Raw genomic sequence first — 26,870 nt, 5'->3', positions numbered from 1 at the left:
AGTTGATCTCCCACCTAACTTCTTTGCTCCAGTCCGATTTTGAGGTGGGAGTTTTACTGCCCGTTAATAGCGGGAAAATTTTATATAGGGGATGAATATATGGGAGAAGCAATACTCGTAAAACGAGAGCCGTTATGGACAAAAGAGTTTGTTGCTTTAATTTTTGCAAACTTATGTATGTTTTTAGGGTTTCAAATGTTAATTCCAACCTTACCTGTTTATGTGAAAGAAATTGGTGGCACAAGTTCCAATATCGGATTTGTTGTCGGCATGTTTACCGTTGCGGCACTTTTTGTTAGACCGCTAACTGGGAACGCCTTGCAAAAATTTAATAAAAAAATCATTTTAATGATCGGTACTGCTATTTGTTTACTCGCTATGGGCAGTTACCTTTTCGCCTCAACAATCTTTCTCTTGCTTGCTGTTCGTATTTTACACGGAGCTGGTTTCGGTGTTACAACGACTACATATGGAACTGTCGTTTCTGATTTAATTCCCTCAGCTCGCCGCGGAGAAGGCATGGGATATTTTGGCCTTTCTGGAACAATTGCAATGGCCCTCGGTCCACTTATCGGACTATGGCTTATGCAAACATATAATTTCACAATTCTTTTTTTATGTGCATTATCGTGCACAATTGTTTCATTAATATTAACAAAGCTACTTCAAATCCAAAAAACGAAACAGCCGCCACAACAATCATCTAGTACTTTTCTCGATGGATTTATTGAGCGTAAAGCTTTACTTCCTTCATTATTAATATTATGTATTACATTAATGTACGGAGGAATCGGAAGTTTTATCACACTATTTGCTACAGAAGTCGGCATAGCTGATATTAGTCTCTTCTTTTTATGTAACGCACTAGCAATCGCTGTGACTCGTCCATTCTCTGGAAAGCTATATGATGCGAAAGGGCATACATTCGTCATCATTCCGGGAGTTATTATAACGTTTACAGGCATTATTTTATTGTCGTATACGACGACAATTCCGAGCTTAATTATTGCTGCAGCATGTTACGGAAGTGGTTTTGGAGCGATCCAACCTGCACTACAAGCATGGATGATTGACCGCGTAGCACCCCATCGACGCGGCGTAGCAACTGCTACATTTTTCTCCGCATTTGACCTTGGAATAGGCGCTGGAGCAATTATATTTGGATTTATTGCTCACTTTACAAACTATGCAACTGTATATCGTTACTCCTCTCTATTACTTATTGCTTTTCTCTTCATTTACATTACAAGCATAAGAAAACAAAAGCATGGCGATAAAAACACGGAAAAAGCTGCTGGATAATTCAGTGGCTTTTTTATCGTGTTAAAAAAATTGTTTTTCCTCGCTTTGCTATTATAAAACTACATGCATTTTCCTACATATTTTTTTAACTTTCCTCAAAAAATATACGATGAACTCGCAGACGCTTTCCTTGATATTCGACTGAACAATATTATTCTAAAAAGTGTGATTTCTTTACAAAATTAAGATTTAAATAAGATGTAAACCAATAAAATACAGCTGTTTCTTTAAGGGATTGTAAACTTTTCTTCTCTTTGTAAATTTAGTGTAAATTTTACTAGCAAACCGTTTACAGTAACTCAAGGTTCAGTTAATAATTACATCGTACATGAAATTTAAGGAGTGGAATGCGTGGAATATAATGTTCAAGATATGATCTTCCAGTTCATTGGTGGATTAGGTATTTTCTTATTCGGGATTAAATACATGGGCGATGGACTGCAACAAGCAGCTGGAGATCGTCTTCGCGATATTCTAGATCGCTTTACAACAAACCCACTAATGGGTGTACTAGCTGGTATGTTAGTTACTGTATTAATCCAATCCAGTTCAGGAACAACCGCTTTAACAGTCGGACTTGTAAGTGCCGGATTTATGACATTAAGACAAGCAATCGGTGTTATTATGGGTGCAAACATCGGTACGACGGTTACTGCATTTATTATCGGAATTAAAATCGGAGAATATGCTCTTCCAATTATGGCAGTTGGAGCAATCTTACTATTCTTCTTTAAAAATAAAAAAGTACATTCTTTAGGTCAAGTTATATTCGGTTTTGGTATGTTATTCTTCGGTTTAGAATTAATGAGCACAGGCATGAAACCTCTTCGCTCTTTAGAATCATTCCAAGAATTAACAGTTAGCATGAGTGATAATCCAATTTTAGGTATTGTTGTTGGTACAGTCTTTACTTTAATTGTACAAAGTTCAAGTGCAACAATCGGTATTTTACAAGAACTATTCGGTCAAGGTGCAATCGATTTACAAGCTGCCCTTCCTGTATTGTTTGGTGATAACATCGGTACAACAATTACAGCTGTATTAGCAGCAATCGGTACTTCAATTGCTGCAAGACGCGCAGCATTAGTTCACGTTATCTTTAATATCGTCGGTACAATCATCTTTACAATTTTATTAATACCTTTTACAAATTTAATTCTATACTTCCAAACGTCATTAAACTTGAATCCAGAAATGACAATTGCATTTGCACATGGAACGTTTAACGTAACGAATACTATTATTCAATTTCCGTTTATTGCAGTATTAGCATGGATTGTAACAAAAATTATTCGCGGGGAAGATGCAGCTATTGACTTCAAACCGCAACATTTAAATCCAATCTTTATTGAACAATCTCCTGCTATCGCATTAACAGAAGCACAAAAAGAGATTATTCGTATGGCTGAGTTTTCATTACATGGATTAAAAGAAGCAAACCAATTTTTGAACACACAAGATAAAAAACACGCTGACATGGCTACTCAATTAGAAGGAGCTATTAACAATTTAGATAAAAAAATTACCGAGTATTTAGTTTTACTATCAGAAAAGCCACTTTCACCTACGGATTCTGAAAAACATTCCGTTTTAGCAGGTGTTGTTGGAGATATTGAACGTGTCGGTGATCATGTAGAAAACCTTGTAGAACTTGTAGATTTCCAAATTTCAAACCGTGTTTCACTATCAGATGAAGCATTAGCTGAATTAAACGAAATGCTAGAATTAACTATTTCAACACTGCAAGACTCAGTTGAAGCTTTAACAAACTTCGATACTGAACTAGCTCAAACTGTTATTGCAAAAGAACGTAAAATCGATCAAATGGAACGTGTTCTTCGTAAACGTCACGTATTACGTCTGAACGAACGTAGCTGTTCAGGTGATGCAAGTATCATCTTCGTTGATATGGTAAGTAACTTAGAGCGCATTGGTGATCATGCTGTAAATATTGCTGATGGTGTTTTAGGTGAACAAGGTAAAATCAATTTAAAACAATCATTATGATAAGAAAGAGACGCTAACTTAAGCGTCTCTTTTTTCATTATATTTTAACAACTGTTCTTCCTTTTAACTTTCCTTGCAATATAAGTGCAAACTTCTTCTCTAGTTCTTCTAATGTACATTCCTCTGTATAAGATAGTAACTCTTTATTTCCCCATTCATTCGCTAAAAGCGTCCACACATCACTTCTCACATCTGCTGGACATTGCACAGAATCTATCCCTAAAAGGCTTATGCCTCGTAAAATAAACGGATATACCGTTGTTTGTAATTGCTGACCTGCCACATTACCGCATGTCGTTACACAACCACCATACTTTACTGTTTTTAAAGCTGTTTCTAACATACGTCCACCTACAGTATCGATAACCCCCGCGTATATCCCTTTTAACATTGGTCTTCCTGATTCATCATTCAATTCCACGCGATGAATCACTTTTTTCGCGCCTAGACGTAGTAGCATATCTTCCTCTTCCATTTTCCCTGTCGCTCCTACTACGTTAAACCCTAACTTACTTAATATACTAACAGCTACACTCCCTACGCCGCCTGTAGCACCCGTTACTAAAACATCCCCCATACTAGGGGTTATACCTGCTCTCATAAGCTTATATACTGATAAAGCCGCTGTAAAACCTGCTGTTCCGTACATCATACTTTCCTTTAATGACATTCCCTCTGGTAAAGGGACAATCCAAGATGATGGCACGCGAATATACTCTCCGAAACCACCAGAAGTATTCATTCCTAAATCATATCCCGTTACAATGACTTGATCTCCTGCCTTAATGGTAGCATCTTTACTACTTATAACCACTCCTGCTGCATCAATTCCTGGCGTATGAGGATATGTTCTCGTAACACCTTTATTACCAGTAGCTGAAAGAGCATCTTTATAATTTAATGAAGAATAATGAACTTGTATGAATACGTCTCCCTCAGGTAAACTACTTACTTCTCTCTCAACAACTTTTCTTACAAACTGATGATTTTCCTTTTCGTTCACAATGATTGCTCGGAATGATGTATGATTCATTATGCTCTCTCCTTTATCCGTCAAATTCTTCTTTATTATATAGAAGAAATAAGTAAGCTTACTCATTTCTTCTTGGCTATATTTCAACAAATCTTACTTCCCTATCACTTTCTCATAATATATATTTTCATTTCTACTAAAAGCCCTTATACTTATTCTACATCTAAAAAATAACATATAGAAAATCTGACTTTTTATAAATAAATTGAATTTTTACGAAATGTAAATGATTTGTAATGTTTTTTTTCGCTAAATTTCATTATAATAAGTGGATATGAGTGTCGTATTTCAATCCAAATGAAGGAGTACAGGAAATGGAGCAAAACCCATCTTTGCAAGAAAATACACGCAATAAACCGAAAAAAAATAAGAAAAAAATAAAAATTATTATAAGCGCTATACTATTCGTTTTATTAATAGGCGGCGGTTATACTTGGTTTTTAGTAAATAAAGCATCTTCTGCTGTTCGAAATGCCGCACACGATTTAGCACGCGGTGATAAATCTGATTTACGTGATAAGGCTGTAAAACCTATTACAAACAATGTCTCTGTTTTAATAATGGGTGTTGATGAAAGCGATGTCCGTGGAAAAGAATATGGTGAAGCTATAAGAACAGACGCGCTTTTACTTGCAACATTTAATAAAGATAGCAAAACTGTTAAACTATTAAGTATCCCACGTGACACATATACTTATATTCCAATAGAAAAGAAAAAAGATAAAATTACACACGCTCATGCATTCGGTTCTGCTAAAAATGGAAAAAATGGTGGACCACAAGCAAGCATTGATGCAGTTGAAAAATTAATGAATGTTCCTGTTGATTATTTTGTGAAATTTAACTTTAAATCATTTATAAAAATCGTCGATGACTTGGGCGGTGTTGAAGTTGATGTACCAGTTGAATTTACTGAGCAAGATAGCAATGATAATGCTGAGGCAATTCACCTAGAAAAAGGTGTTCAAAAGTTAAATGGCGAAGAAGCTCTTGCTCTTGCTAGAACAAGACACATCGATAGTGATGCAATGCGTGGACAACGTCAACAACTCGTTATCGAGGCTATTTTAAAGAAACTAACAAGTGTTGGTTCTGTAACAAAAGTTGGCAGCATCATTGATGATATTAACGGACAATTCGTTACAAACTTAACATTTGATGATATGCTTTCATTCTATAAATATGGATCGGATTCGGAAATTGAGAAATTACAAATCCAAGGTGATGATTGCTATATGGCAAAAGGTGACGATACTTGTAGCAAATCTGCTGGTGGTGGTCGAACTTACTATTACAATCCAGATAAAAAAGAATTAGCTAATGTTACAAATGAACTTCGTACTCATCTTGGACTACCTGCATATACAAAGTCTGACTCAGACTCTGATTCGAAAAAGACAAAAGAATCTAAGTCTGAAAATAAGAACGAGCACAAATCAAGCAAAAATGAAAATAGTAGTGAAGGTACAGAAACATCGTCTAATGACAATGAATAAAAGAAGCGGTTCTCTATGGAGGTAGAGAACCGCTTCTTTTATTCTTCCAAATACAAAAATCAGAACTTTCTAACTATCTTTTTTAATATTTTTAAATTATAATAAATAGTAGCAATCTATTCCAATTATCAGGGGGCTCATACATATGAAAGCTGCAGTAAAACATAACATCTCAGATTTTAAAGACTACTTAAAATCCAACGATATATACATGGAAGAAAATATAGATGAAAATGATGGCTCTGTTCATTTTTCAGTAGGATTAGAGACTGAAGCTGGCGCAAAAATTCAACTTATCGCTGCTTTCCAAAACGAACATCCTACGGTGGATATATACTGCTTCAATGTTGCTCACGTGCCTGATGCAACATCAACAAATGATATTTTACATGTCATCAATGAATTAAATACATCTTATCGCTTTGCAAAATTCACATTAAACAAGCAAAATGCAATTGATATTTCAACATCTCTTGCATTCTCAGAACCAAATTTTAATCCAGCACTTGTCTTTGAACATACAAGAATGCTATATAAATTAGCAAATGACGAGTATAAAAACTTAATGAAAGTTATTTGGGCATAAATTAAAACTATAATCCGTGGGGTTTACGGGTAATAAATAAAAGGATGGGCTGTAAGCAGCACCATCCTTTTATTTTGATAGCATATCGACCCACATTTTAACAGCGGTGCCTACAATTAAAATCGATAACATATATTGTAGTGCTTTTTGATTTATCCTCTTCCCGACTCGTGCTCCAAGTGGCGCAGCAAATATACTTGCAACCGCAATAATTAGAGCTGGAATCACAACTACTTGTCCAGTAATCATTTTTCCAGTCGTAATCCCTACTGAAGAAATAAACGTAATAGCGATAGATGTTGCTATCGTCATGCGCAATGGTAATTTTAAAATAACTAGCATAATAGGAACTAAAAGAAATGCACCGCCAGCTCCAATAATGCCCGAAACACCTCCTACAATAAACGCTAACACACTTGCTAACCATTTATTATAATTAATTGCTCCGCTATTATTTTTCTTCGGTACAAACATCATCATAGCTGCAATGGTCGCTAATACTGTATAAACAACATTTACAGCATGTTCATCTAATAGATTTGCACTAAAACTTCCTATAAAACTTCCTATTAATATACTAGCTCCCATATACACAACTAACGTTTTATTCATATCAGTACTTTTCCGATATGCCCACGCACCTGCAAAAGTTGCAAAGAATACTTGTACCGCTGTAATACCGCTCACTTCATGAGACGTATAGCCAGTAAATCCTAACAGTACTGGAATGTATAAAATCATTGGATAGTTAATAATTGCACCGCCAATTCCAACCATTCCTGATATAAACGATCCTATAAACCCAATTATAAAAAGTAATAATACTAAACTCACCTTACATCCCCCTCCTTCTAAAAAGAAGGTGATTTAAATGAATAAGTTCACATTCCCATCCGAAGCATCTGCTAAATATGCCCCTACACCTGCAAACTCTACCCCTTCCATAATCTCTTCCTCTTTTAACCCTAATAAATCTACTGTCATTTGACAAGCTACAAGTTTAATCCCCTGTTCCTTTGCCAAATCAATTAAATCTGGCAAAGGCATTGCATTATGTTTTTTCATAATGCCTTTAATCATCTTTGGTCCCATACCAGCAAAATTCATTTTAGATAACCCCATCTTATCAGCACCGCGTGGCATCATTTTTCCAAATACTTTTTCTATAAATGTTTTCTTTACATTCACATGTTCATCTTTCCTTAAAGCATTTAATCCCCAGAAAGTATGAAAAATAGTTACCTCTTGATCATACGCCGCTGCACCATTTGCAATAATATAAGCAGCCATTGCTTTATCGTAATCTCCGCTAAATAACACGATTGTCGTTTTCTTCTGTTGTTCCATATTGTTCTCCCTCCAATTACCTATAGGGGTATTTTTTTATTTATAAAAAATTGTTTCTCCCTATTCTACTTTTCCTTCCCAAGCTAACATACCGCCTACCATATTGATTACTCGAAAACCGTAACTTTCTAAAAATTGAACAGCTCTTGCACTTCTCCCGCCTGAACGACAAACGATAATATATTCCTGATTTTTATTTAATTCATGCATACGAAACTCTAATAGTCCTAGTGGAATATTACATCCTTCTGGAATTTTCCCTTCAGCTACTTCTTCTACTTCACGTACGTCCACAATATTTACCACTTCTTTACGCAACAATTTTTCTTCTAATTCTTTTGTAGTCATTTCTTTCATTTTAAAGTCCCTCCTCACAAACTATTCATACCACCTGAAACGTTTATTACTTGCTGAAACCCTAGTTTTTTCAATATCTTTGCTGCTTGCTTACTTCTCATTCCACTTTGGCAAATAACGATTACTTCCTTATTCTTATCTAATTGATTCGCCTTGCTTGCTAGATCATTTAGGGGGATATTTTGAAAGCCTTCCATATGATTCCCTCTATATTCACCTACTGTACGGACATCAATAAAATACTTCCCCTTTTTTCCCACTATACTTTTCAATTCTTTGCCATTTATATTTTGAACACCTTTCACTGGTAAAAATCGTGAAATAACAAACCATGCAGCAAGTACAATGAAAAGCGTACTTAATATTGTGTTCATATAACCAACCTCTCTATATTTACAAAACTATTGCTTCACTACGCCTTCTTAATCCAAAACTTCAGCACATCAGCTTCTTCTACATGCTTTACGATGTCATGACCAGTTTTATTTGCCCACGCTGGAATATCTTTCACTGATCCTTTATCCGTTACCTGTATTTCTAACACTTCTCCAGTTTGTAAAGTATCCATCGCTTTCTTCGTTCTTACAATCGGTATTGGACATGCTAATCCTTTCGCATCTAATACTTGTTTTACATTCATCATCTATTCCTCCATGTTTTATTTATTTTATTATTCATGAACTGCACAACGATTTGGACCAATCTCCATTTCACGTTCTTCCTCTGCACTCGGATGAATTTTACCCATATTCGTTTGACGAATTTCTTCGTAAGCATTTGGCTGAGGTGGTAAATTCTCCGTTACAACTTTACGAAACTCTCCCTCATCCTCAATATTTAATCCTGCATTATACGCAAATAAATCTTTTAATTTAGCACTAACAATACCACTCTCGTCCATTTCACTTATTTTTGAATAATGAGCCGGTAACACAACTAAGTTTTGAGATAGTTCTTTATATCGGCTATACAAAGTAGTACGTAAATCACTTACCCAATCTTCAGCTTTCCCAGCAAGGTCTGGACGTCCAATTGAATCTACAAATAAAATATCACCTGATAATAAATAGGAATCATCTACAATAAATGACGTACTCCCAATCGTATGCCCCGGTGAGTATAATGCGTCAATTTCAATTTTAGTACCCCCCACCGTAATAACAGATCCTTCAACAAGCGGTTTATATGAGAACACAACCTCCTCTGCATCTTTTGGCGGCAAACAATACGTACCACCTACTTTTTCCGCTAACTTACGTCCGCCAGAAATATGGTCTGCATGTAAATGTGTATCCATTACATTCGTAATCGTAACGCCATGCTCTTTCGCAAACTCTTCGTATGCTTCAACTGTTCTTACTGCATCAATAACTGCTGCTTCACCATTTGAAACGACCATATAAGATAAACAGCCTTTTCCAAGGCGGTTAAACTGATACATACTTCCACCATTTTTTAAATCTCCCACTTTTATAGGCTTTACATATTCACTCCAAGCCTTCATACCACCAGCTAAATAATAAATATTTTCTAATCCAGCCTCTGTTAATTGCTCTGCCACAAATATAGAAGATCCTTCTTTTGCACATACTACTAAAACATCTTTATCTTTAGGTAGTTCACCGATAATATGATCTACCCCCTCTAATAAATCAAAGTACGGTACATTTATTGAAGTAACTTCTTTTCCTTCAATTTTCCAATCTTCATAATCCGTCTCATTACGAACATCTAAAATAAACAACTCCCCGAATAAAACTTTCTCTGCAACATCTTTTGCTTGTAATGCTTTAACACTCATCTAATTACCCCCATAGGTATGTTTTTGTTTAAAAAATTTTATCCCGCTTTAATGGGCAGTAAGACCCCACTGATTAAAGTTTCACTTTATTTTTCCACATTCCCTTGCCACTCTAACATGCCTGGAATGACATTTTTCACATTTGCATAACCTTTCTCTTTCAACATGTGGCAAGCTACATCACTACGGTTGCCAGTTCGGCAAACAACATAAATTTGCTTCGTTTGATCTAACACTGCACCGTCTAATTCTCCTAACGGTATGGAAACAGCCGATGGAATATGACCAAAAGCGAATTCCGCCGCTTCACGAACATCTACTACAATACACTCTTCACCACTTAATACTATCTCTTCCACTTCCGAATTCGTAATTGTATGAGGATATTTCACTATTTCATTCATTTCATGCTCATTTGCTTTTCTAACGTAATGCATCAATACATCACCTTCATGTTTCGTCCCGATATATTGATGACCTACTTTACTCGCCCAACTTTGTATATCCACAATAGACCCTTTATCTGTTGCCTGAACCTCAATCACTTGCCCTGACGTCAATCCTTCCATCGCCTTCTTCGTCTTTACAATCGGCATCGGACAAGCCAAACCTTTACAATCTAGATTCATATCCACTTTTATACTCATAGTCGATTCCTCCATAATTTATATACATATACCCGTATGGGTATATGAAGGTGTTTTTGAAAATCTGTCAACAATTATGTTTGACAGATTATCGGCTTTTTACAAGTAATTGAACAGCTTCTTTAATTAATTCTTCATTTGAACCATTACCGCTTTCAAACTGCTCACGCAAACATTGCTCTAAATTCGTTCCAACAACGAGCCCAATTGTACGATCAAGGGCAGAACGAGATGCTGTTAACTGTGTAATAACTTCTCGGCAATCTTTTCCTTCTTCCATCATACGAAGCACACCACGAACTTGACCTTCAATACGTTTCAATCTATTTTTCATATCTTGATTATATTCCATGCTATAATCACCTCATTACCATTATGTCACTATTTATAGCCTATGACAATATATTATACCCTACAGGGTATTTTGTAAACCCCTATTTTAAATTTTCACCTTATATGTTCGCAAAACAAAAAATAAAACCTTAATCTATAAGTTTTTATCTTCCACTAAATCTTGAAGTAGCAGATGAAAAATATCAATATACAACACGTTCTGGCAGTACTGTCCCATACAATTTAAAACCACCATCTACATTCTTTACCTTATATCCTTTTTCCATTAACATGCGCGCTGCAACATACCCTCTCATACCAAGTTGACAAGTGATATATATTTCTTTGTCCATTGGCACTTCATCCAATCGATCACGTAATTCATCTAACGGAATATTAATAGAGCCTTTAATCATTCCTTGTTTTAGTTCATTGGGCTCCCGAACATCTATAAGATATCCACCATTGTCAACAATGTGATCTATTTCATGCCATTGTACCGTTTCCACAAAACCATCTACTATATTACTTGCGGCATACCCCACCATGTTTACTGGATCTTTTGCAGAAGAATACGGCGGGGCATATGATAATTCTAAATCCGGTAAATCGATTACAGTTAAGTTTGCCTTCATTGCCGTCGCGATAACATCTATACGCTTATCTACCCCGTCACGCCCTAAAGCCTGTGCTCCGTAAATTTTTCCGCTTTCTTTATTAAAGATTAATTTTATTAGTACTGGCGTAGCATTCGGATAGTATCCTGCATGCGAATTTGCCTGTACATGTACTACCTCATAGGGTATATTTAATCGTTTTAATATTTTCTCATTTACTCCAGTCGAAGCAACTGTTAAACCAAAAACTTTAGCCACAGAAGTTCCCATTGTACCTTTATATAAAGAATCTGTATGGCCATGAATAATATCTGCTAACATGCGACCTTGACGATTAGCGGGCCACGCTAAAGGAATCATCGTTTCTGTTTCTGTAACAAAATCTTTCACTTCAATCGCATCACCAATTGCATATACATATGGGTCAGATGTTTGAAATTTCTCATTTACCTTTATCGTTCCTCTAACTCCCAATGCTAATCCTGCATCTTTCGCTAAACTACTCTCTGGTTGTACACCAATTGCTAAAATAATCATATCTGTTTTTATAACTGAGCCACTTTTTAAACGTAAAACAGTCCCATTCTCTTCTAACGCATCTACACCATCTTCAAAAACAAGCTCAACATTGTGCACCTTCATATGCTCATGTACATATGCCGCCATTTCGTAATCAATTGGTGGCATCACTTGATTTGCCATCTCTACAAGAGTAACCTCAATCCCGCGTTCTCTTAAATTCTCAACCATTTCCACTCCAATAAATCCTCCACCAATAACCGTCGCATGACGTGGTTTCTTCTCATCAATGTACGCTTTTATACGATCTGTATCAGGTACATTTCGTAACGTAAACAACGCCTTCGCTTCTTCAATGCCCGGAATAGGTGGAACAATTGGTTTCGCCCCTGGTGAAAGAATCAAAACATCATATTCCTCGTTATATGTTTCATCTGTAGTTACACTCTTTATCGTAATTGTTTTCTCTTCTTTATTAATCTTTACAACTTCACTCAATACACGTATATCTAAATTAAAACGTTTTGACATCCTTTCAACAGTTTGTACTAATAACTTTTGTCTTTCTGTAATGACACCGCCAATATAATATGGCAATCCACAGTTTGCGAACGAAATGTATTCACCGCGTTCAACCATAATAATTTCATCTTCCTCACTTAAACGACGAAGCCTTGCAGCTACTGATGCCCCGCCAGCAACTCCGCCTACTACTATAATTTTTCTAGACATATTTCGAACCTCCATATTATTTAATTTTCTCATGCATCACACAGAAAAACCTATACCTGTATGGGTATATGATAGAGTATAAAAAATTTATTTTCAAGCAATATGTCTTTCTTTCACAAATTTGAAACAAAAAAAGAACTTAGATATTTCCAAGTTCTTTACGAATGAATCAATCCATCGTTCTATTGTCATACTTCCTATAATCTCTTTGTAAAACTATACTCCATGTTCCCGCCTAGGGCTGCCGCTGTATCACCAGTTTCTCTAAAATCATGTGTATATATTTTTTCAAATGAACCGAAATCTACTTGCTTATAAAATTCAAAACAAGGGAATCCATCATGCTCCCCTTGAATATCAATACTACCATCCTGTTTCACACATACATTTAATACATAATCCACAGGAGGTGCATATACATTTAATGGATTACTTGCACTCGCACTCATTTTGAATTGCACACCTTCAGAATTCCATGTGATATCAGTGCACACAATATTTTCTGTACTTGCTTTCCCTGTTCTTTTACTCACAGAACCATCTGGACTTGTAATCTTCTCGGTCGTAATACCCGTGTTCGCATATGAAAACACTTCTTCTTTATAGAAATCAACTACTACCTCTTGCTCAACTCTAGAGCGCATCGCATTTACCGCATACGGTGTGAATTCACGTGAATCACCTTCGAATTGAATTACTTTTCCTGTTTCCATATCCTTCTTAGCCTCAGTCCAAGACATTGGAATAAATACACTGGCTCTAATTTTCACGATATTAGTCATAAGAAACACCTCTATAATTTTATTTTAGATGCTGAATGCTTATTAAATAAAACAGACCATAATTTCAATCCTAAAACCAATAGATTTCTCTTTTACTTTTCTATTTCCTTCTAAAAAATAGCGCTATATTTATGTTTAGACTGTCGTTTTAAAGCTATATTCCATCTCTCCAGCTAGTGCTGCTGGGGTATCATCCGTTTTTCTGAAATCATGTGTGTATATCAATTCAAACGAACCAAAATCTACTTGTTTATAAAATTCATAGCAAGGGAAACCATCATGTACACCTTCAATATTCACAGTACCACTTTCATTAGCTCGTATAGTCAAAAAATAATCAGCTGCAGGTGCTGCTGCGTTTAAAGGATTACTTGCACTTGCTCTCATTTCAAATGAAACTTCATCTTCACTCCATACAATATTTGTACATACAATGTTTTCTGTACTTGTTTCTCCCTTTTGATACTCAATTGAGCCATCTGAATTTGTAATCTTCACGGTGACGATACAAGCATCTGCATATGTGAAAATTTCTCTTTTATAAAAATCAATATTCACTTCTTGTTCTAACCTTGAACGCTTTGTGTTCACAGCTTGTGGTGTAAACTCACGTGCATCTCCAGCATATTCAAACACTCTTCCTGTTGCAGGGTCCTTAATAGGTTCCAGCGATGCATACGGTGCAAATACACTCCCTCTAATTTTCACGATATTAACCATGTGAAACCTCCATTGATTCTATATTATATAAATCATTATTTGTTCTACCGACATAATATAGTCAATTTGATTGACTATATTATGTATAGTACAATAGGCATTACATATAGTCAACTTAATTGACTACAAGCGCGGAGGTTATATACATGGATCAAACATTCAACGAGTTAGATCTTACATCGCTTTTATCATTATCATTTAGCACATTAATCACTAAGCTACATGACAAATTAAGTGAATTAGGATTTGAAGATATTAGGCCAGCACATGGTTTTATGTTCAAACGCATCCTTCCGAATGGGGCAACTGGTATAGAGCTAGCTGAGTATTTGGGGATTTCCAAACAAGCTGTAAGTAAAATGGTGGATTCTCTTGAGAGTAATGGCTACGTTACACGCAAAACACATCCTACTGATAAAAGAGGTAAAATCATCGTTTTAACCGAACGTGGTTTGTCAGTAATGAAAGCAAAAGAAGAAATAGTAGCTGAAATAGAACAGCGATGGATTGAAAACATAGGTATAGAACGAATGCAAATACTGAAAGAGGATTTAACAACATTCGTTACTAAAGAAAATACAGAGAAATTATCATCAAATATACGACCTGTCTGGTAAACAAAAAACGAATCCATTTTGATTCATCTTCTTCAAAATGGATTCGTTTTTATTTCATCTTTTTCAAATACAAAAACTGTCCCATAAATACGCTCTTCAATATTATTTATTCCTGTCTCTCTATGATATCCGACAAAATCAATACCGACAGGTGGCGTAATATCTACCTTGCATACCCCTATTTTGCTCATTTGAATCGCTCCATTTCTCTATGTAACTCCCTTTTTTCAAGAATAGCATATTTTACCTTGTTCCAAATAAAAAAAGAACAGACATAGCATTCTATGTCCGTTCTTTCCATCACACATACTTCCGATGCACCATCTTCCCATCATAAGAAAACACAACGCCCTTACTCTCCACAATCGACTCCATATGCACTGTTCTTCCCCACAGCTGATGAAGGTATGGTAATACCTTTTCTAAGTATTTTAAATCAAGCTCGATTCCTTCGTAACTATGTTTAATGTATAATTCCCCGTTCTTTAAGTAGTCTCCATCTTCTACTACTAAGTACGGGAAGCCGCCATTTGTACGCATATTTACGAGCTGATCACGTACATGTTCCCACTCTTTATCTATTACTTTATATTCTTTTCCTTGGCGCTGGAATAAGTACATATCTTCTCTCATTACGAGATCTTTATTTAAGTAGTTTCTTAAGAACGATACGTCCCATTCGATTTCGCGCACTTCAAAGATTTTGTCACGACCAGATCCTGGTTTGACGCCTCTTCGTTTCATTTCTTCTGTCGGGTTGTTGTAGCGTTCTTCAATATCTTCAAACATTTTAATACCGAGGTAGTATGGATTAATGCTCGTTTTTGATGGCTGTACAACACCTGCATTTAATTTCGCAAATTCGATGGCTTCATCAGATGTTAAGTCCATTTCGCGAAGTATGCGTTGATGCCAGAAGGACGCCCAGCCTTCGTTCATGATCTTTGTTTCAAGCTGCGGCCAGAAATATAACATTTCTTCACGCATCATCGTTAATATGTCTCGCTGCCAATCTTCTAACTCACGGCTATATTCTTCAATAAAGAGGAGTAAGTCTTTTTCTGGCTTTGGTGGGATTTTCTTCTTTTTACGTACATTGGAACGTTCCCTTTTTTTATTTCGATCATCTAAATTCCATAGGTCATCGTATTGTGATGCCTTTTTCTTTTCTATTTCTTCCTCTTCTAAGTCATCAATACTCCACGCAAGTTTCGGACGCATGAGCGACGGATCAATATGCTCTTGGATAGCAAGTACGGCATCTAAAAATGTTTCTACCTCTTCTTTTCCGTACTTATGCTCATATGCTTTCACCCGTTCAGCTGTCGCCGACATACTTTCTACCATATCCCGCTTCGTATTTGAAAAACGAATATTATTTTTGAAGAAATCACAGTGTGCTAAAACGTGCGCTACAATTAATTTGTTTTGAATTAACGAGTTCGTATCTAATAAAAAGGCGTAACATGGATCAGAGTTAATAACGAGTTCGTATATTTTACTAAGTCCTAAATCGTATTGTAATTTCATTCTGAAAAATTGTTTTCCAAAACTCCAATGTGAAAACCTTGTTGGCATCCCATATGCACCAAATGTATAAATAATTTCCGCTGGACATATTTCATAACGCATCGGATAAAAATCAAGCCCAAATCCAGTCGCAATTTCCGTAATTTCCGCAATCGCATATTGCAGTGCTTTATCGTCACTTGCTCTCATTATTTTCCCTCCTTACACTTTCCCTTAAGAAAGTGTATGATGGAGAACAAGCTTTCATGAGGATTGATTGCATAATAAAAAGACACCCCCGCAAAAACGAGAATGTCTCATCTATTAACCTTCAATAATCTCCATCTTCTCCGTAATCGGAGTACGCGCTTTTCCTTCAGGCGCTTTATCAAAATAACCGATATGAAGAATTCCAACGATACGTTGGCCTCTTGTTAAACCGATTCCTTCTATAAATAATGGATTATAGTTTAATCCGCCTGATTTCCAAACACATCCTAATCCGCGTTCCCAAGCAAGAAGTTGGAAATTTTGCATAAATGCACATGTTGCAGCGTAATCTTCATCACGCTGAATTTGACGTGGATCTTCATTTATATACACAACGATTTGTGCAGGTGTGCTTAAGAAACGATCTGATAAAATTTTACCGCGTTTCGCTCTTTCTTCTTCTGTGAAAGAGTTTAATACTGCATCTACTAATTTCTTGCGGCCTTCTCCGATGTATAGTTTACAATTCCATGGTTCACGGTGCTTATGATTAGGTGCCCATGTTGCATCGTTTAATAGTTCAATTAATAAATCTTTTTCTACTGCTTTGTCTGTAAATGTACGAACAGAGCGTCTTTCTTTAATCACATTTGCGATGGAAGTATATGTAGTCATATTTTTCTCTCCCTTATTTTTATCTATATGTATAAGTTTATCGTTAGTATTGATATTGATTTTCAATTTCGATTATACCTTAGTTTTTTACTATTAATCAATGTTTTATGTTGGAAAACTTCTAAAAAACGTCATTCCATACTGTGAATAAAAAAACTTAACTTGTTCACAAGTATTTCACATTTTATGGAAATGATATGTGTACAGTTTTCTACATTATCCATCTAGGAGGAGTTTACATGTACAAAAAAATCGCTGTTTGTATGACTATGACAGCATTATTATGCGGGATATCTACCTTCCCCGCTTCCGCTGCCACGCCAAAAGAAGTAACATTCCATCAACATAAACCAATTTCAGAAGAAGAAATGCAGTCGCTCGAAAAACTCGGCTATAACAAACATGAAATTTGGAAAGCTGCTCACATTGCAAGAATGAGTAAAAAAGAAATTAAAGATGTTTTAGCTTACTATAAGCAAAATAAATCTTGGGAGAAAACAGCCGAGCATTTCGGTGTAGATCCAAGTAAGCTGAAAAAGCATCATATAAATAAAGAAACAAAGCAAGCGCTGCTACAACAGTTAGCAACTATGCAAAAATCCACACCGGATCAGCTAAAGCAAAAAATGAAAGAATATAACATCAAATTGCGTCATCTTACTGTGTTAACAATCATCTCTCAAAAAAGCAATACCCCACTTGATGATGTGTTAAAGATGAAAAAAGATGGAATGGACATGAAACAAATTGCCGAAAAATTAAATGTAAAAAGAGAAGATATACGAGCGGAAATGATGAAATTAGTGAAGTCTATTAAAGAACAAAAAACAAATTAAACAGCTAAAAAGGAAGAGACATTCACTACTCTTCCTTTTCTTTATGAACTTTCAATTTTTAAGTATAAATTCCCGTCTTTCCCAAAAACTAACACAAGTAAATGATGTAAGTTAGGGGTGAGAAAATGTTCGGTTTATCATCTAAGAAATCAAAAAAGACTAATACGAAAACACTTTGTTCTATTCCAGAATTTATACAAACCATGAAAGAATCAAGCGATTTTGTCTCTTATAACATACTTAAAGATGAAACGTTGTGCTTATTTTATTATAAATCTGTCGTGGAAGCACTTATTATTAAACAATTTATTTTAACTCCTCTAAAAAAGGAATCGGAACAAATCCAAAACATCTCTGATTTATGTAATATCATCTCTATTGAAGACATTATTACCTCCCCTTCTATTGATGATATTCGTGAAAAATTATTAGGTGGATATATTTTAATACGCTTAAAAAACAATGCGAATCCTGATCAATATGCTTTAATTCGTGCCGAAAGTACTGTTTTAGGAAAACGATTATATAACGATACAGAAAATGAGTATAGTGTAATCGGGCCTAAAATCGGTTTCGTTGAAAACCTTGATACAAATATCCACTTATTGCGCCGAAATATCGTAACGGAGCAACTCATTTTTAAAGAAGTTACCGTCGGATCTATATCAAAAACGAAAGTAGCAGTTGCTTATATAGAAGGAATTACAAATGAACAATTTATCAACACCGCAATACAACGGCTAGAAGACATTGATTTTGATGTCCCATTTGATGCAACTATGATTGAGCAATTTATTAGTGATAATAGCAATTCACCTTTTCCCGTTCTATTACCTACAGAACGATTAGATCGAGCTGTATTTGCATTAATTAACGGAGAAGTTTTAATTTTAACAGATGGCTCTCCATATGCTTTATCAGGACCAACAACGTTACTGGATTTTTTCATTTCACCAGAAGATTATTATTTACCGTGGATGATTGGATCTTTTTTTCGTGTTATTCGTTTTTTCGGAGCTATATTTTCTCTTTTTTCCTCCGCTATTTATACAGCGGCTTTAACATATCATTATCAAATGATTCCTGCTGATTTACTAGGTCCTATTATTTTCTCGAGAGCTAACGTACCTTTCCCTCCTATTCTAGAAGCACTCTTTTTAGAAATTACAATTGAATTGCTTCGTGAAGCAGGAGCACGTTTACCAACGAAAGTCGGACAAACGATTGGGATTGTTGGAGGGATTGTAATTGGACAAGCATCTGTTGAAGCAGCTTTAACAAGTACAATTTTATTAATTGCAGTTGCTTTATCCGCACTTGCATCTTTCACAACACCGACTGTAAAGATGTCTTCTACTATCCGTTTATTACGCTTTCCGCTTATTCTTTTAGCCGGTGCATTTGGAGGATTAGGCCTTATTGTCGGATTTGTATTTATTTTAGCTCATTTAATTAAATTAAAATCACTTGGATCACCTTATTTATTACCTTTATATCCATTTCGTGGTTTAGGTACAGCAGAAGGTTTTCTTCGATTACCATTTAGCCAAACGGCTCAAAGACCTTCTTTTCTGAGACCAAAATCAAAATGGCGCTATAATCCAAACAAATCGAAGCAAAAACATGATGGTGAGAATGAATGAAGAAAATTTTATTGCACCTTATCATTATCTTCTTCGTTTTACAAACTGGCTGTACACAAACGTATATAGTAGATGCACAGCGTATTATTCATATTGCTGGATTTGATATCACAAAAAACAAAAGATTCCAAGGAACTATTCTATTCCCAGAGTACACACATGGTGTAAAGTCTAAGCCAGAGACTCAAACAACATCTGCCCGTTCACTTGAAACAATTGCTTCACGATTGAATGCGAAATCTCCTCACAATGTTGTTGTAGGTCAAATGCGTGTTGTCCTATTTGGAAAGGCTCTAGGAGAACGCGGAATGGGAGAGATTATTACTAACTTACAACGTGACCCAAATATCGGGCGTGATGTACAACTAGCAATTGTAGATGGATCGGCTGAAGAGCTTTTAAATTACGGAAAAAAAAATGGGTCTTTATATATCGCTGATTTACTCGAGCAAAATATAAGAAATGAGAACATCCCACAAACCACATTAAACATTTTTTTATATAATTATTACTCTTCTGTATGTGATGCCTATGTTCCTTATATTAAAATGGACGATAATCATTCTATCGCTGTCAAAGGACTTGCCTTTTTAAAAGGCGATAAAGTAGTCATGTATACAGATAAAAGACATTCTGTTTTAGCAAAATTACTTATTAATCCTACGAAAAATGGACGTTACGAAGCAGTAATAAAAAAGGATAAGCATAAAGGTATGGTTGTTATACAAAACTTAGCTGGAGAAAATAAGTATGATATAGATCAAACTGGCGACATACCAAAAGTAAAAATTCATTTAAAATTAAATGGATTAATTAAAAACTCTCCTAATTGGATTGATCTAAGAAAAAAAACAAATATCAATTATATAAAAAAACAAATTGAACAAAATGTTGAAAAAGACTGTGAAGATTTAATAAAACAATTTCAAGAAAAGGAAATTGACCCTTTAGGAATACGAGATGAAATTAGAAGCCATACAAGAAAATGGAATATAAAACAAATTCGAAATATGTATAAAAACGTAGCGGTGGATATAAATTTAGATCTTAATATTGTACAATCTGGAATCGGGGAATAGTGAGGTGAAATGAGCAATGAATACAATGAATAAGACAAAAACTGTCTCTCCATATTTTGCATTTATTTTATTGCATTCTCTCCAAATCGGCATAGGAATTCTCGGCTATCAACGTGTAATTTTGAAAAATGCAGGTTATGATGCTTGGATTTCTCTTATTATTGCGGGGATTGCAACTCATATTGTACTGTTTTGTATGTTAAAAATGCTTGAAAAAGACGGAGATTTAATTAGCATTCATACAACCACCTTTGGAAAATGGATTGGCTCTATATTTTCTGTAATTTTCACTCTTTATTGCTTATTATTTTGCCTTACTGTTCTTCGTACATATATGGAAGTAATACAAGTTTGGATTTTCCCTACCATTAAGTTATGGAAACTAACCTTTATGTTTTTATTAGTGACTTGCTATATTATAAAGGGTGGATTTCGCTCTGTAACCGGAATATGTTTTTGGGGAGTCGTTCTACCTATTTTCGTTGTATTCTTTTTAATTTATCCAATGAAATATGCACATTTCCGCAATATTTTACCTATTTTTACACATTCACCTTTTGACATGCTTATATCAGCAAAACACTCTGCGTTAGAGTTTCTTGGTTTCGAGACAATCTTAATCTTCTATCCATTTATTAAAAAAGGAAAATCCTTAAAAAGATGGGCCCATGCTGGAATTGCTTTTAGCACCTTAATTTATGTAATTTTAGCTATCGTATCTTTTATGTATTATAGCGAGGGACAATTAAACCGTACTATTTGGCCTACTTTAACGATGTTAAAAATAATTAAAGTTCCTTTTATTCAGCGTTTTGAATATATTATTATTTTCGTTTGGTTTTTAATTATTTTACCAAACCTTTGCTTAACTATTTGGTCATCATGTCAAACGATGAAGCGCTCCTTTCATATTTCATTTAAATTTACATTACCGTTTTTTATTTTCATCATATTTTCAGCTTCTCTGCTTTTCACAAACCGTGAAAGTATCAACACATTAAATACCATACTATCTCAAGCTGGTTTATATATTGTATACGCTTATATCCCAATTTTATTTCTATTTCATTCGCTAAGATGGCGCTTCAAAAATCAGTCAAAAAAATCTTCAACCGATACACCGTAATCTCTGATACAATTTGATTAATACATTTGTAAAGGGGACAAGCGAATGAAAAAGTATGTATTTTCTTTACTTGCAGTACTAAGTTTAATTCTTGCTGGATGCGGAAGTACTGGTACAAATGACCAAAAATCTTCTGAATCAAAAAAAGAAGAACATGACCATGCATCGCACACTCAGCAAGCTGACATTCAAGAGAAAACAAAAGGAGTCGACACACTTCCGGCCTTCCTAGATAAGCTTGATCCACAAATGAAAGATATCTACACCGTCGCTGGACAAAATGCAGAGCTATTAGATTGGATTCCATGCTATTGTGGTTGCGGTGAAAGTGTAGGACATAAAAATAATAAAAACTGCTTTATTCGTGAAATTAAAAAGAATGGTGAAGTTGTTTGGGATTCCCACGCAACGACTTGCGTCAATTGCCTAGAAATCGCAGTTGAATCTGCTTCCATGAAACAAAAAGGAAAATCAACGCTTGAAATTCGTAACTATATCGATAATAAATACAAAGAAGGTTATGGCAAACCAACACCTACGCCAATGCCAAAAGCTTAAAAAACGAGGAAACTCCTCGTTTTTTCTTTTCATTCACTTTTTTTCTTAACAAATTCTTTCAAGTGTATTTCCCCTTACTTATCACACACTATATATAACTCTCGGTAAGGAGGGTACACAGTGCAAACATACAACGACTATGATAAAGCTCTCTATTACACGTATTGCTGTAATTGGGATAAATTACTCGTTCTCATGGTTCAAACGAACGATCAATTATTTTCTAAGCGTATTGAGCATTTTTTACACGCTTATCAATACAGTAAAGAACTGCCAGAAGTTGATAAACAATTGCAGCTCCTATTTCAATATATTGACCACGCATCCCAAAAGTCGCATGTAGAAGAAGTAGAACAAATTCAAATGTAAAATATAGCGCTATTCTCTTCCAGAGAATGGCGCTTTTTTAAAATATTAATACTAATAAATGTTTCCTCTTATAAAACTTTTATTGATAAACATATTTTTTCTTTCTTTTCTATACCACTTCATACTATAATTTAGTATGTAACTATTATAAGAGAGGTATAAAATATGGGACGAGAAAAAAAGCAAGAATATGCTTTACTTACCGCATGGGGAGCTTCTTTTATTGCTACACTAGGAAGTCTGTACTTTTCCGAAATCATGAAATTTGAGCCTTGTGTCCTTTGTTGGTATCAACGCATTTTTATGTATCCATTCGTTTTATGGCTTGGTATTGCTGTAGCAAAAAAAGACTATCGCATCGCAAGTTATTCTTTACCAATCGCAACTATTGGCGCTTGTATTTCTTTATATCACTATGCAATTCAAAAAGTCGCAGCATTTTCATCTGCTGGGGCAGCTTGTGGACGTGTACCATGTACGGGAGAATACATAAACTGGTTCGGCTTTGTGACAATCCCGTTTTTAGCACTTATCGGCTTTATTACAATCGCTGTTTGTAGCTTTATTGTCATCAAAAACAAATAAGGAGATGAAAGAATGAAAAAAATGCTTATATTTGGTGGTATTATTATCGCCTTGTTCGTGGCAATTTTTGCAGTAACACAAATGGAAGAAAAAAATGCTACTAGCCAAAAAATTGATAATCCTACTGAAAGTAAGACAAACGGTTCTGACTACTACACAAATAAAATTTCTCTTTCAGATCTTCAAAAGAACTTAAAAGAGAAAAAAGAAGAAACAGTATACTTTTATCAAACATCTTGCGTTCATTGTCAAAAATTATCTCCTGTCGTAGTACCAATGGCTAAAGACTTGAACGTTGATATGAAAGTTATGGATATTGAAAAATTAGATGCTCCTTGGGATGAATATAAAATTCAAGGTACACCAACAATCATTCATTTTAAAGATGGCAAAGAAGTGAGCCGTATTAGCGGTGAACAGCCGAAAGACAAATTAAAAGAATGGCTTGAGCAAACGAAAAAGTAACGAGAAAAGGAAACTCCTTCTACACATGAAATGGGCGTAAAATCCCAAACTAATGTATAAGGAGGGGGTTTTATGCCAGAAGTAAGATGTTCTGTTTCCAACTGTTCTTTTTGGGGACAAGGTAACTTTTGTCAAGCAAGTGCAATCATCGTTCAGCCTGATGCAGATGAAACTGGTCAAACTGAAAATGATTCATATACAGCTGCTGTTTTAACAAACGAGACGCTAGAAAGTTCTGTAGCAACGAGTGTAGAGACTTGTTGTCATACATTTAAGCCTAGATATTAACAATTATTCCACCTCATATACGTGAGGTGGTTTTTTCTTTCCCTCTTCTTGTTTACGTCATCTCTAATTCTCCCTATAATAAAGTTAACATTTTTATGAATACGAAGGTGAAATACTATGGCTAAAACAATTGCAGATATCGCCAAATTGGCTGGAGTTGCAAAAAGCACAGTCTCTCGTTACTTAAACGGCGGATATGTAAGTGATAAAACAAAACTTAAAATCGAAGGTATTATTCAGGAAACAAATTTCTCTCCCAATACATTTGCTCAAAGTTTAAAAGCAAAAACAACAAATTTAATTGGTGTCATCATCCCCCGATTAGACTCCTTCGCTACAATGAAAACACTTATCGGGATTGATAAAACATTACAGGAAAATAACTATCAAATGCTTGTAGCAAATGCAAATCAAACAACCGAAACTGAAATACAAGCTATGGAAAACTTTATAAAACAAAGAGTAGCTGGCATTATTTTATTAACAAAAACATTAACGAATGAACATCAAAAAATTATGGCTAATTCAAACATCCCTATTTTATTCGTCGGGCAAGAATATAAAGATCAATATTGCCTCGTTCACGATGATTATGATGCAGCTTATGAGTTAGGGGCATACGTGTTATCACAAGGTCATCGACATATTGCCTATTTAGGGATAGAAAAAGATGATATTTCTGTTGGAATAAATCGAAAAAATGGTTTTCAAAAAGCAATTGAAAATTTAGAACCGGCTTGCAACGTTTCATATTACGAAACAACTTTCCGCATAGAAGATGCCATGAAACAAGTACAACATATTTTAGATAATAATCGCCCAACTCTTATCGTATGTGCTACAGATAACATCGCTCTTGGCGCAATGAAAGTGATTCACTCCCACTCCCTTTCTGTACCAGGTGATATTTCTGTAACAGGATTCGGTGGATATGATATTTCAGAAATGGTACACCCTAGCTTAACGACAATTGCGTTTGACTATGAGTATGCTGGAAAGCTTGCTGCCACTTCTCTTTCACAGCTTGTTGAAAACAAAACTATACCAAAAATATTACACTCTCGTTATACATTAAAAATCCAAGAAAGCGTTGACAAAATATAAAGGCGCTCTATAATAAAATTAAAACCGGTTCCACATTTTAAAAACAGGATTTTCAACATCATTTCCCTGTTTTTTATTTTAACTTATTGCGGAACCGGTTCCGCAAGAGAAATTTATAGTAAGGGGGAATTTTTATAGATATGAAACAAATTGCAAATCAAGTATTACAGAACATTGGTGGAAAGGAAAACATTGTTCGTGCCACACATTGCGCGACTCGCCTTCGTCTTATATTAAAGGATGATACGAAAATAAACGCTGCAGAAATCGAAAACATCGATGGAGTAAAAGGTGCTTTCGCAACGACCGAGCAATATCAAATTATTTTTGGAACTGGCATAGTAAACAAAGTATATGATGAATTCTCAAAACTAATTGGAATAGCCGAACTAGATTCTACAACATCAAACGATATACCTAAGAAAAAAATGAATCCTATCGCCCGCCTAGCAAAGACACTATCCAATATTTTCGTTCCAATTATTCCAGCTATCGTCGCAAGCGGTTTACTTATGGGTCTACTCGGAATGTTGAAAGCGTTTAAATTAGTTCCTGGAGATCACTCACTTATCCAATTACTTGATATGTTCTCAAGTGCAGCTTTCATTATTTTACCTATTTTAATTGGAGTAAGTGCCGCTAAAGAATTTGGTGGAAATATTTTCTTAGGGGCAGTTGTTGGTGGTATATTAACTCACCCAAGCTTAACAAATCCTTGGACTCTTTCAAATGCAAAACCAACTGTTTTACATTTCCTTGGCATGGATATTGATATGATTGGCTATCAAGGTACTGTTTTACCTATTTTATTATGCGTATACGTTATGAGTACAATTGAAAAAGAACTTCGAAAACGTGTTCCGAACTCTTTAGATTTATTAGTTACACCATTCTTAACAATTATTATAACTGGCTTTTTATCACTTATTATTATTGGACCAATTGGATATAAAATCGGTGACGGTATTACGTACCTTTTAAATACAATTTATCAATTTGCAGGACCAGTAGCTGGTCTTATATTCGGTGGTCTATATTCAACAATTGTTCTTACTGGCTTACATCATAGCTTCCATGCTATAGAAGCAGGCTTACTCGCAAATAAAGATATCGGTGTCAATTTCTTACTCCCTATTTGGTCAATGGCGAACGTTGCACAGGGCGGCGCTACTTTAGCTGTCTATTTCAAAACAAAAAACAAAAAAACGAAAGAAATTGCAATTCCGGCAGCAGCTTCAGCATTTTTAGGAATTACAGAACCAGCTATTTTTGGTGTCAATTTAAAACTAGGTAAACCATTTATTGCAGCAGCTATTGGCGGCGCAATTGGAGGCGCTTACGTTGTTTGGATGCAAGTAGCAGCTAACGCATACGGTTTAACAGGTATTCCGATGCTTACAATTGTTGCACCTCTTGGCATGATGAACATGATTCACTATATAATTGGCTTCGCTATTGCAGTTATCACTGCTTTTGTTGCCACATTCATTTTATATAAAGAAAGTAAATAATAACGGGGTGAAAACC

30 protein-coding genes and 1 pseudogene are annotated in these 26,870 nt (G+C 35.2%); 16 read left to right on the top strand and 15 right to left on the bottom strand.

The genetic code is table 11. The features are described from left to right. The first annotated feature begins 99 nt into the window (after positions 1 to 99). Together F3I02_RS32030 and F3I02_RS32025 are read left to right on the top strand one after the other, a co-directional pair. On the top strand, positions 100 to 1,302 hold the full coding sequence (locus F3I02_RS32030) for an MFS transporter (RefSeq protein ID WP_000503246.1): 1,203 nt from the start codon (positions 100 to 102) through the stop codon (positions 1,300 to 1,302). Positions 1,303 to 1,653: 351 nt separating this feature from the next. Next, positions 1,654 to 3,309 (top strand): Na/Pi cotransporter family protein, encoded by a 1,656-nt coding sequence (locus tag F3I02_RS32025; RefSeq protein ID WP_000456252.1) that lies wholly within the window; start codon positions 1,654 to 1,656, stop codon positions 3,307 to 3,309. Positions 3,310 to 3,346: 37 nt separating this feature from the next. Here the strand turns inward: F3I02_RS32025 and F3I02_RS32020 are convergent, their stop codons facing one another. Then, positions 3,347 to 4,342 (bottom strand): YhdH/YhfP family quinone oxidoreductase, encoded by a 996-nt coding sequence (locus F3I02_RS32020; RefSeq protein WP_196478782.1) that lies wholly within the window; start codon positions 4,340 to 4,342, stop codon positions 3,347 to 3,349. 314 nt (positions 4,343 to 4,656) lie between these two features. Here F3I02_RS32020 and F3I02_RS32015 point away from each other — a divergent pair, with 314 nt between their 5' ends. Together F3I02_RS32015 and F3I02_RS32010 are read left to right on the top strand one after the other, a co-directional pair. Then, on the top strand, positions 4,657 to 5,838 hold the full coding sequence (locus F3I02_RS32015) for an LCP family protein (protein ID WP_000437394.1): 1,182 nt from the start codon (positions 4,657 to 4,659) through the stop codon (positions 5,836 to 5,838). Between the two features lie 145 nt (positions 5,839 to 5,983). Next, on the top strand, positions 5,984 to 6,424 hold the full coding sequence (locus F3I02_RS32010) for a hypothetical protein (RefSeq protein WP_000642362.1): 441 nt from the start codon (positions 5,984 to 5,986) through the stop codon (positions 6,422 to 6,424). 69 nt (positions 6,425 to 6,493) lie between these two features. On the opposite strand, the gene F3I02_RS32005 is transcribed toward F3I02_RS32010, so the two are convergent. The 11 genes from F3I02_RS32005 to F3I02_RS31955 form a co-directional block, all read right to left on the bottom strand. Beyond that, on the bottom strand, positions 6,494 to 7,258 hold the full coding sequence (locus tag F3I02_RS32005; RefSeq protein ID WP_000060623.1) for a sulfite exporter TauE/SafE family protein: 765 nt from the start codon (positions 7,256 to 7,258) through the stop codon (positions 6,494 to 6,496). 33 nt (positions 7,259 to 7,291) lie between these two features. Further along, positions 7,292 to 7,771, bottom strand: a complete 480-nt coding sequence (locus F3I02_RS32000; RefSeq protein WP_000437741.1) for a DsrE/DsrF/DrsH-like family protein — start codon at positions 7,769 to 7,771, stop codon at positions 7,292 to 7,294. Positions 7,772 to 7,831: 60 nt separating this feature from the next. Next, positions 7,832 to 8,128: a rhodanese-like domain-containing protein gene (locus F3I02_RS31995; RefSeq protein WP_131250552.1), complete on the bottom strand. Its 297-nt coding sequence runs from the start codon at positions 8,126 to 8,128 to the stop codon at positions 7,832 to 7,834. A gap of 14 nt (positions 8,129 to 8,142) precedes the next feature. Continuing rightward, positions 8,143 to 8,502, bottom strand: coding sequence for a rhodanese-like domain-containing protein (locus F3I02_RS31990; protein ID WP_001092316.1), 360 nt, complete (start codon positions 8,500 to 8,502; stop codon positions 8,143 to 8,145). Between the two features lie 38 nt (positions 8,503 to 8,540). Beyond that, complete coding sequence (locus F3I02_RS31985; RefSeq protein ID WP_002163852.1) at positions 8,541 to 8,771, bottom strand: sulfurtransferase TusA family protein; 231 nt, start codon at positions 8,769 to 8,771, stop codon at positions 8,541 to 8,543. A gap of 27 nt (positions 8,772 to 8,798) precedes the next feature. Beyond that, on the bottom strand, positions 8,799 to 9,929 hold the full coding sequence (locus tag F3I02_RS31980; protein ID WP_196478781.1) for an MBL fold metallo-hydrolase: 1,131 nt from the start codon (positions 9,927 to 9,929) through the stop codon (positions 8,799 to 8,801). 86 nt (positions 9,930 to 10,015) lie between these two features. Further along, positions 10,016 to 10,591, bottom strand: a complete 576-nt coding sequence (locus F3I02_RS31975) for a sulfurtransferase TusA family protein (protein WP_131250556.1) — start codon at positions 10,589 to 10,591, stop codon at positions 10,016 to 10,018. 73 nt (positions 10,592 to 10,664) lie between these two features. After that, the gene (locus F3I02_RS31970; protein WP_000456206.1) at positions 10,665 to 10,928 is read right to left on the bottom strand and encodes a metal-sensitive transcriptional regulator; all 264 of its coding nucleotides are present in this window, start codon (positions 10,926 to 10,928) and stop codon (positions 10,665 to 10,667) included. A 184-nt stretch (positions 10,929 to 11,112) separates the two neighbouring features. Beyond that, the gene (gene cdr, locus F3I02_RS31965; RefSeq protein ID WP_196478780.1) at positions 11,113 to 12,777 is read right to left on the bottom strand and encodes a CoA-disulfide reductase; all 1,665 of its coding nucleotides are present in this window, start codon (positions 12,775 to 12,777) and stop codon (positions 11,113 to 11,115) included. A 197-nt stretch (positions 12,778 to 12,974) separates the two neighbouring features. Beyond that, a complete protein-coding gene (locus tag F3I02_RS31960) occupies positions 12,975 to 13,559 on the bottom strand; it encodes a DUF3238 domain-containing protein (RefSeq protein WP_006914827.1) in 585 nt (194 codons plus the stop codon). Positions 13,560 to 13,694: 135 nt separating this feature from the next. Continuing rightward, complete coding sequence (locus F3I02_RS31955; protein ID WP_000247265.1) at positions 13,695 to 14,279, bottom strand: DUF3238 domain-containing protein; 585 nt, start codon at positions 14,277 to 14,279, stop codon at positions 13,695 to 13,697. Between the two features lie 146 nt (positions 14,280 to 14,425). On the opposite strand from F3I02_RS31955, the gene F3I02_RS31950 reads away from it, so the two are divergent. After that, positions 14,426 to 14,896: a MarR family winged helix-turn-helix transcriptional regulator gene (locus F3I02_RS31950; RefSeq protein ID WP_196478779.1), complete on the top strand. Its 471-nt coding sequence runs from the start codon at positions 14,426 to 14,428 to the stop codon at positions 14,894 to 14,896. A gap of 44 nt (positions 14,897 to 14,940) precedes the next feature. On the opposite strand, the pseudogene F3I02_RS31945 reads toward F3I02_RS31950, so the two are convergent. The 3 genes and pseudogenes from F3I02_RS31945 to F3I02_RS31935 form a co-directional block, all read right to left on the bottom strand. Continuing rightward, positions 14,941 to 15,087, bottom strand: a pseudogene (locus F3I02_RS31945) (neutral/alkaline non-lysosomal ceramidase N-terminal domain-containing protein); the annotation flags it as partial. Positions 15,088 to 15,196: 109 nt separating this feature from the next. Next, complete coding sequence (gene spoVR, locus F3I02_RS31940; protein WP_001202709.1) at positions 15,197 to 16,615, bottom strand: stage V sporulation protein SpoVR; 1,419 nt, start codon at positions 16,613 to 16,615, stop codon at positions 15,197 to 15,199. Between the two features lie 114 nt (positions 16,616 to 16,729). Beyond that, on the bottom strand, positions 16,730 to 17,290 hold the full coding sequence (locus tag F3I02_RS31935; RefSeq protein ID WP_000214819.1) for a nitroreductase family protein: 561 nt from the start codon (positions 17,288 to 17,290) through the stop codon (positions 16,730 to 16,732). Between the two features lie 239 nt (positions 17,291 to 17,529). On the opposite strand from F3I02_RS31935, the gene F3I02_RS31930 reads away from it, so the two are divergent. From F3I02_RS31930 to F3I02_RS31880, 11 genes are all read left to right on the top strand, one after another. After that, complete coding sequence (locus F3I02_RS31930; RefSeq protein WP_196478778.1) at positions 17,530 to 18,126, top strand: hypothetical protein; 597 nt, start codon at positions 17,530 to 17,532, stop codon at positions 18,124 to 18,126. A gap of 125 nt (positions 18,127 to 18,251) precedes the next feature. Further along, positions 18,252 to 19,769, top strand: coding sequence for a spore germination protein (locus F3I02_RS31925; RefSeq protein ID WP_000467498.1), 1,518 nt, complete (start codon positions 18,252 to 18,254; stop codon positions 19,767 to 19,769). Continuing rightward, on the top strand, positions 19,766 to 20,848 hold the full coding sequence (locus F3I02_RS31920; RefSeq protein ID WP_000722250.1) for a Ger(x)C family spore germination protein: 1,083 nt from the start codon (positions 19,766 to 19,768) through the stop codon (positions 20,846 to 20,848). The genes F3I02_RS31925 and F3I02_RS31920 overlap by 4 nt, the downstream gene beginning before the upstream one ends. A 16-nt stretch (positions 20,849 to 20,864) precedes the next feature. Beyond that, positions 20,865 to 21,974 carry a GerAB/ArcD/ProY family transporter gene (locus F3I02_RS31915; protein WP_001095033.1) on the top strand — a complete coding sequence of 370 codons (1,110 nt, stop codon included), beginning with the start codon at positions 20,865 to 20,867 and terminating at the stop codon, positions 21,972 to 21,974. Between the two features lie 45 nt (positions 21,975 to 22,019). Next, positions 22,020 to 22,532, top strand: a complete 513-nt coding sequence (locus tag F3I02_RS31910) for a PCYCGC domain-containing protein (protein WP_000761025.1) — start codon at positions 22,020 to 22,022, stop codon at positions 22,530 to 22,532. A gap of 120 nt (positions 22,533 to 22,652) precedes the next feature. Next, positions 22,653 to 22,901 carry a YhdB family protein gene (locus F3I02_RS31905; protein WP_001195459.1) on the top strand — a complete coding sequence of 83 codons (249 nt, stop codon included), beginning with the start codon at positions 22,653 to 22,655 and terminating at the stop codon, positions 22,899 to 22,901. A 165-nt stretch (positions 22,902 to 23,066) separates the two neighbouring features. Next, positions 23,067 to 23,486: a disulfide formation protein C gene (locus F3I02_RS31900; RefSeq protein WP_000532266.1), complete on the top strand. Its 420-nt coding sequence runs from the start codon at positions 23,067 to 23,069 to the stop codon at positions 23,484 to 23,486. 12 nt (positions 23,487 to 23,498) lie between these two features. Further along, positions 23,499 to 23,951 (top strand): thioredoxin family protein, encoded by a 453-nt coding sequence (locus tag F3I02_RS31895; RefSeq protein ID WP_000738451.1) that lies wholly within the window; start codon positions 23,499 to 23,501, stop codon positions 23,949 to 23,951. 72 nt (positions 23,952 to 24,023) lie between these two features. After that, the gene (locus F3I02_RS31890) at positions 24,024 to 24,239 is read left to right on the top strand and encodes a DUF1540 domain-containing protein (protein WP_001115482.1); all 216 of its coding nucleotides are present in this window, start codon (positions 24,024 to 24,026) and stop codon (positions 24,237 to 24,239) included. 117 nt (positions 24,240 to 24,356) lie between these two features. Then, on the top strand, positions 24,357 to 25,343 hold the full coding sequence (locus F3I02_RS31885) for a LacI family DNA-binding transcriptional regulator (protein ID WP_001140399.1): 987 nt from the start codon (positions 24,357 to 24,359) through the stop codon (positions 25,341 to 25,343). Between the two features lie 134 nt (positions 25,344 to 25,477). After that, complete coding sequence (locus tag F3I02_RS31880; protein WP_000367316.1) at positions 25,478 to 26,854, top strand: sucrose-specific PTS transporter subunit IIBC; 1,377 nt, start codon at positions 25,478 to 25,480, stop codon at positions 26,852 to 26,854. Positions 26,855 to 26,870 lie beyond the last annotated feature (16 nt).

Origin of the sequence: Bacillus sp. SRB3LM (genome assembly GCF_015712745.1) — a bacterium.
In the GTDB taxonomy this organism is placed as follows: domain Bacteria; phylum Bacillota; class Bacilli; order Bacillales; family Bacillaceae_G; genus Bacillus_A; species Bacillus_A thuringiensis_K.
Note: the sequence above shows the minus strand (reverse complement) of the source record. Positions and strands in the feature narration are given on the sequence as shown.

What these genes read in the sequence shown, in the direction of transcription:
- F3I02_RS32030 (WP_000503246.1), top strand. Translation starts at nt 100, where the DNA reads ATGGGAGAAGCAATACTCGTAAAACGAGAGCCGTTATGGACAAAAGAG.
- F3I02_RS32020 (WP_196478782.1), bottom strand. Translation starts at nt 4,342, where the DNA reads ATGAATCATACATCATTCCGAGCAATCATTGTGAACGAAAAGGAAAAT.
- F3I02_RS32015 (WP_000437394.1), top strand. Translation starts at nt 4,657, where the DNA reads ATGGAGCAAAACCCATCTTTGCAAGAAAATACACGCAATAAACCGAAA.
- F3I02_RS32010 (WP_000642362.1), top strand. Translation starts at nt 5,984, where the DNA reads ATGAAAGCTGCAGTAAAACATAACATCTCAGATTTTAAAGACTACTTA.
- F3I02_RS32000 (WP_000437741.1), bottom strand. Translation starts at nt 7,771, where the DNA reads ATGGAACAACAGAAGAAAACGACAATCGTGTTATTTAGCGGAGATTAC.
- F3I02_RS31995 (WP_131250552.1), bottom strand. Translation starts at nt 8,128, where the DNA reads ATGAAAGAAATGACTACAAAAGAATTAGAAGAAAAATTGTTGCGTAAA.
- F3I02_RS31990 (WP_001092316.1), bottom strand. Translation starts at nt 8,502, where the DNA reads ATGAACACAATATTAAGTACGCTTTTCATTGTACTTGCTGCATGGTTT.
- F3I02_RS31985 (WP_002163852.1), bottom strand. Translation starts at nt 8,771, where the DNA reads ATGATGAATGTAAAACAAGTATTAGATGCGAAAGGATTAGCATGTCCA.
- F3I02_RS31980 (WP_196478781.1), bottom strand. Translation starts at nt 9,929, where the DNA reads ATGAGTGTTAAAGCATTACAAGCAAAAGATGTTGCAGAGAAAGTTTTA.
- F3I02_RS31975 (WP_131250556.1), bottom strand. Translation starts at nt 10,591, where the DNA reads ATGGAGGAATCGACTATGAGTATAAAAGTGGATATGAATCTAGATTGT.
- F3I02_RS31970 (WP_000456206.1), bottom strand. Translation starts at nt 10,928, where the DNA reads ATGGAATATAATCAAGATATGAAAAATAGATTGAAACGTATTGAAGGT.
- cdr (WP_196478780.1), bottom strand. Translation starts at nt 12,777, where the DNA reads ATGTCTAGAAAAATTATAGTAGTAGGCGGAGTTGCTGGCGGGGCATCA.
- F3I02_RS31960 (WP_006914827.1), bottom strand. Translation starts at nt 13,559, where the DNA reads ATGACTAATATCGTGAAAATTAGAGCCAGTGTATTTATTCCAATGTCT.
- F3I02_RS31955 (WP_000247265.1), bottom strand. Translation starts at nt 14,279, where the DNA reads ATGGTTAATATCGTGAAAATTAGAGGGAGTGTATTTGCACCGTATGCA.
- F3I02_RS31950 (WP_196478779.1), top strand. Translation starts at nt 14,426, where the DNA reads ATGGATCAAACATTCAACGAGTTAGATCTTACATCGCTTTTATCATTA.
- spoVR (WP_001202709.1), bottom strand. Translation starts at nt 16,615, where the DNA reads ATGAGAGCAAGTGACGATAAAGCACTGCAATATGCGATTGCGGAAATT.
- F3I02_RS31935 (WP_000214819.1), bottom strand. Translation starts at nt 17,290, where the DNA reads ATGACTACATATACTTCCATCGCAAATGTGATTAAAGAAAGACGCTCT.
- F3I02_RS31930 (WP_196478778.1), top strand. Translation starts at nt 17,530, where the DNA reads ATGTACAAAAAAATCGCTGTTTGTATGACTATGACAGCATTATTATGC.
- F3I02_RS31925 (WP_000467498.1), top strand. Translation starts at nt 18,252, where the DNA reads ATGTTCGGTTTATCATCTAAGAAATCAAAAAAGACTAATACGAAAACA.
- F3I02_RS31920 (WP_000722250.1), top strand. Translation starts at nt 19,766, where the DNA reads ATGAAGAAAATTTTATTGCACCTTATCATTATCTTCTTCGTTTTACAA.
- F3I02_RS31915 (WP_001095033.1), top strand. Translation starts at nt 20,865, where the DNA reads ATGAATACAATGAATAAGACAAAAACTGTCTCTCCATATTTTGCATTT.
- F3I02_RS31910 (WP_000761025.1), top strand. Translation starts at nt 22,020, where the DNA reads ATGAAAAAGTATGTATTTTCTTTACTTGCAGTACTAAGTTTAATTCTT.
- F3I02_RS31900 (WP_000532266.1), top strand. Translation starts at nt 23,067, where the DNA reads ATGGGACGAGAAAAAAAGCAAGAATATGCTTTACTTACCGCATGGGGA.
- F3I02_RS31895 (WP_000738451.1), top strand. Translation starts at nt 23,499, where the DNA reads ATGAAAAAAATGCTTATATTTGGTGGTATTATTATCGCCTTGTTCGTG.
- F3I02_RS31890 (WP_001115482.1), top strand. Translation starts at nt 24,024, where the DNA reads ATGCCAGAAGTAAGATGTTCTGTTTCCAACTGTTCTTTTTGGGGACAA.
- F3I02_RS31885 (WP_001140399.1), top strand. Translation starts at nt 24,357, where the DNA reads ATGGCTAAAACAATTGCAGATATCGCCAAATTGGCTGGAGTTGCAAAA.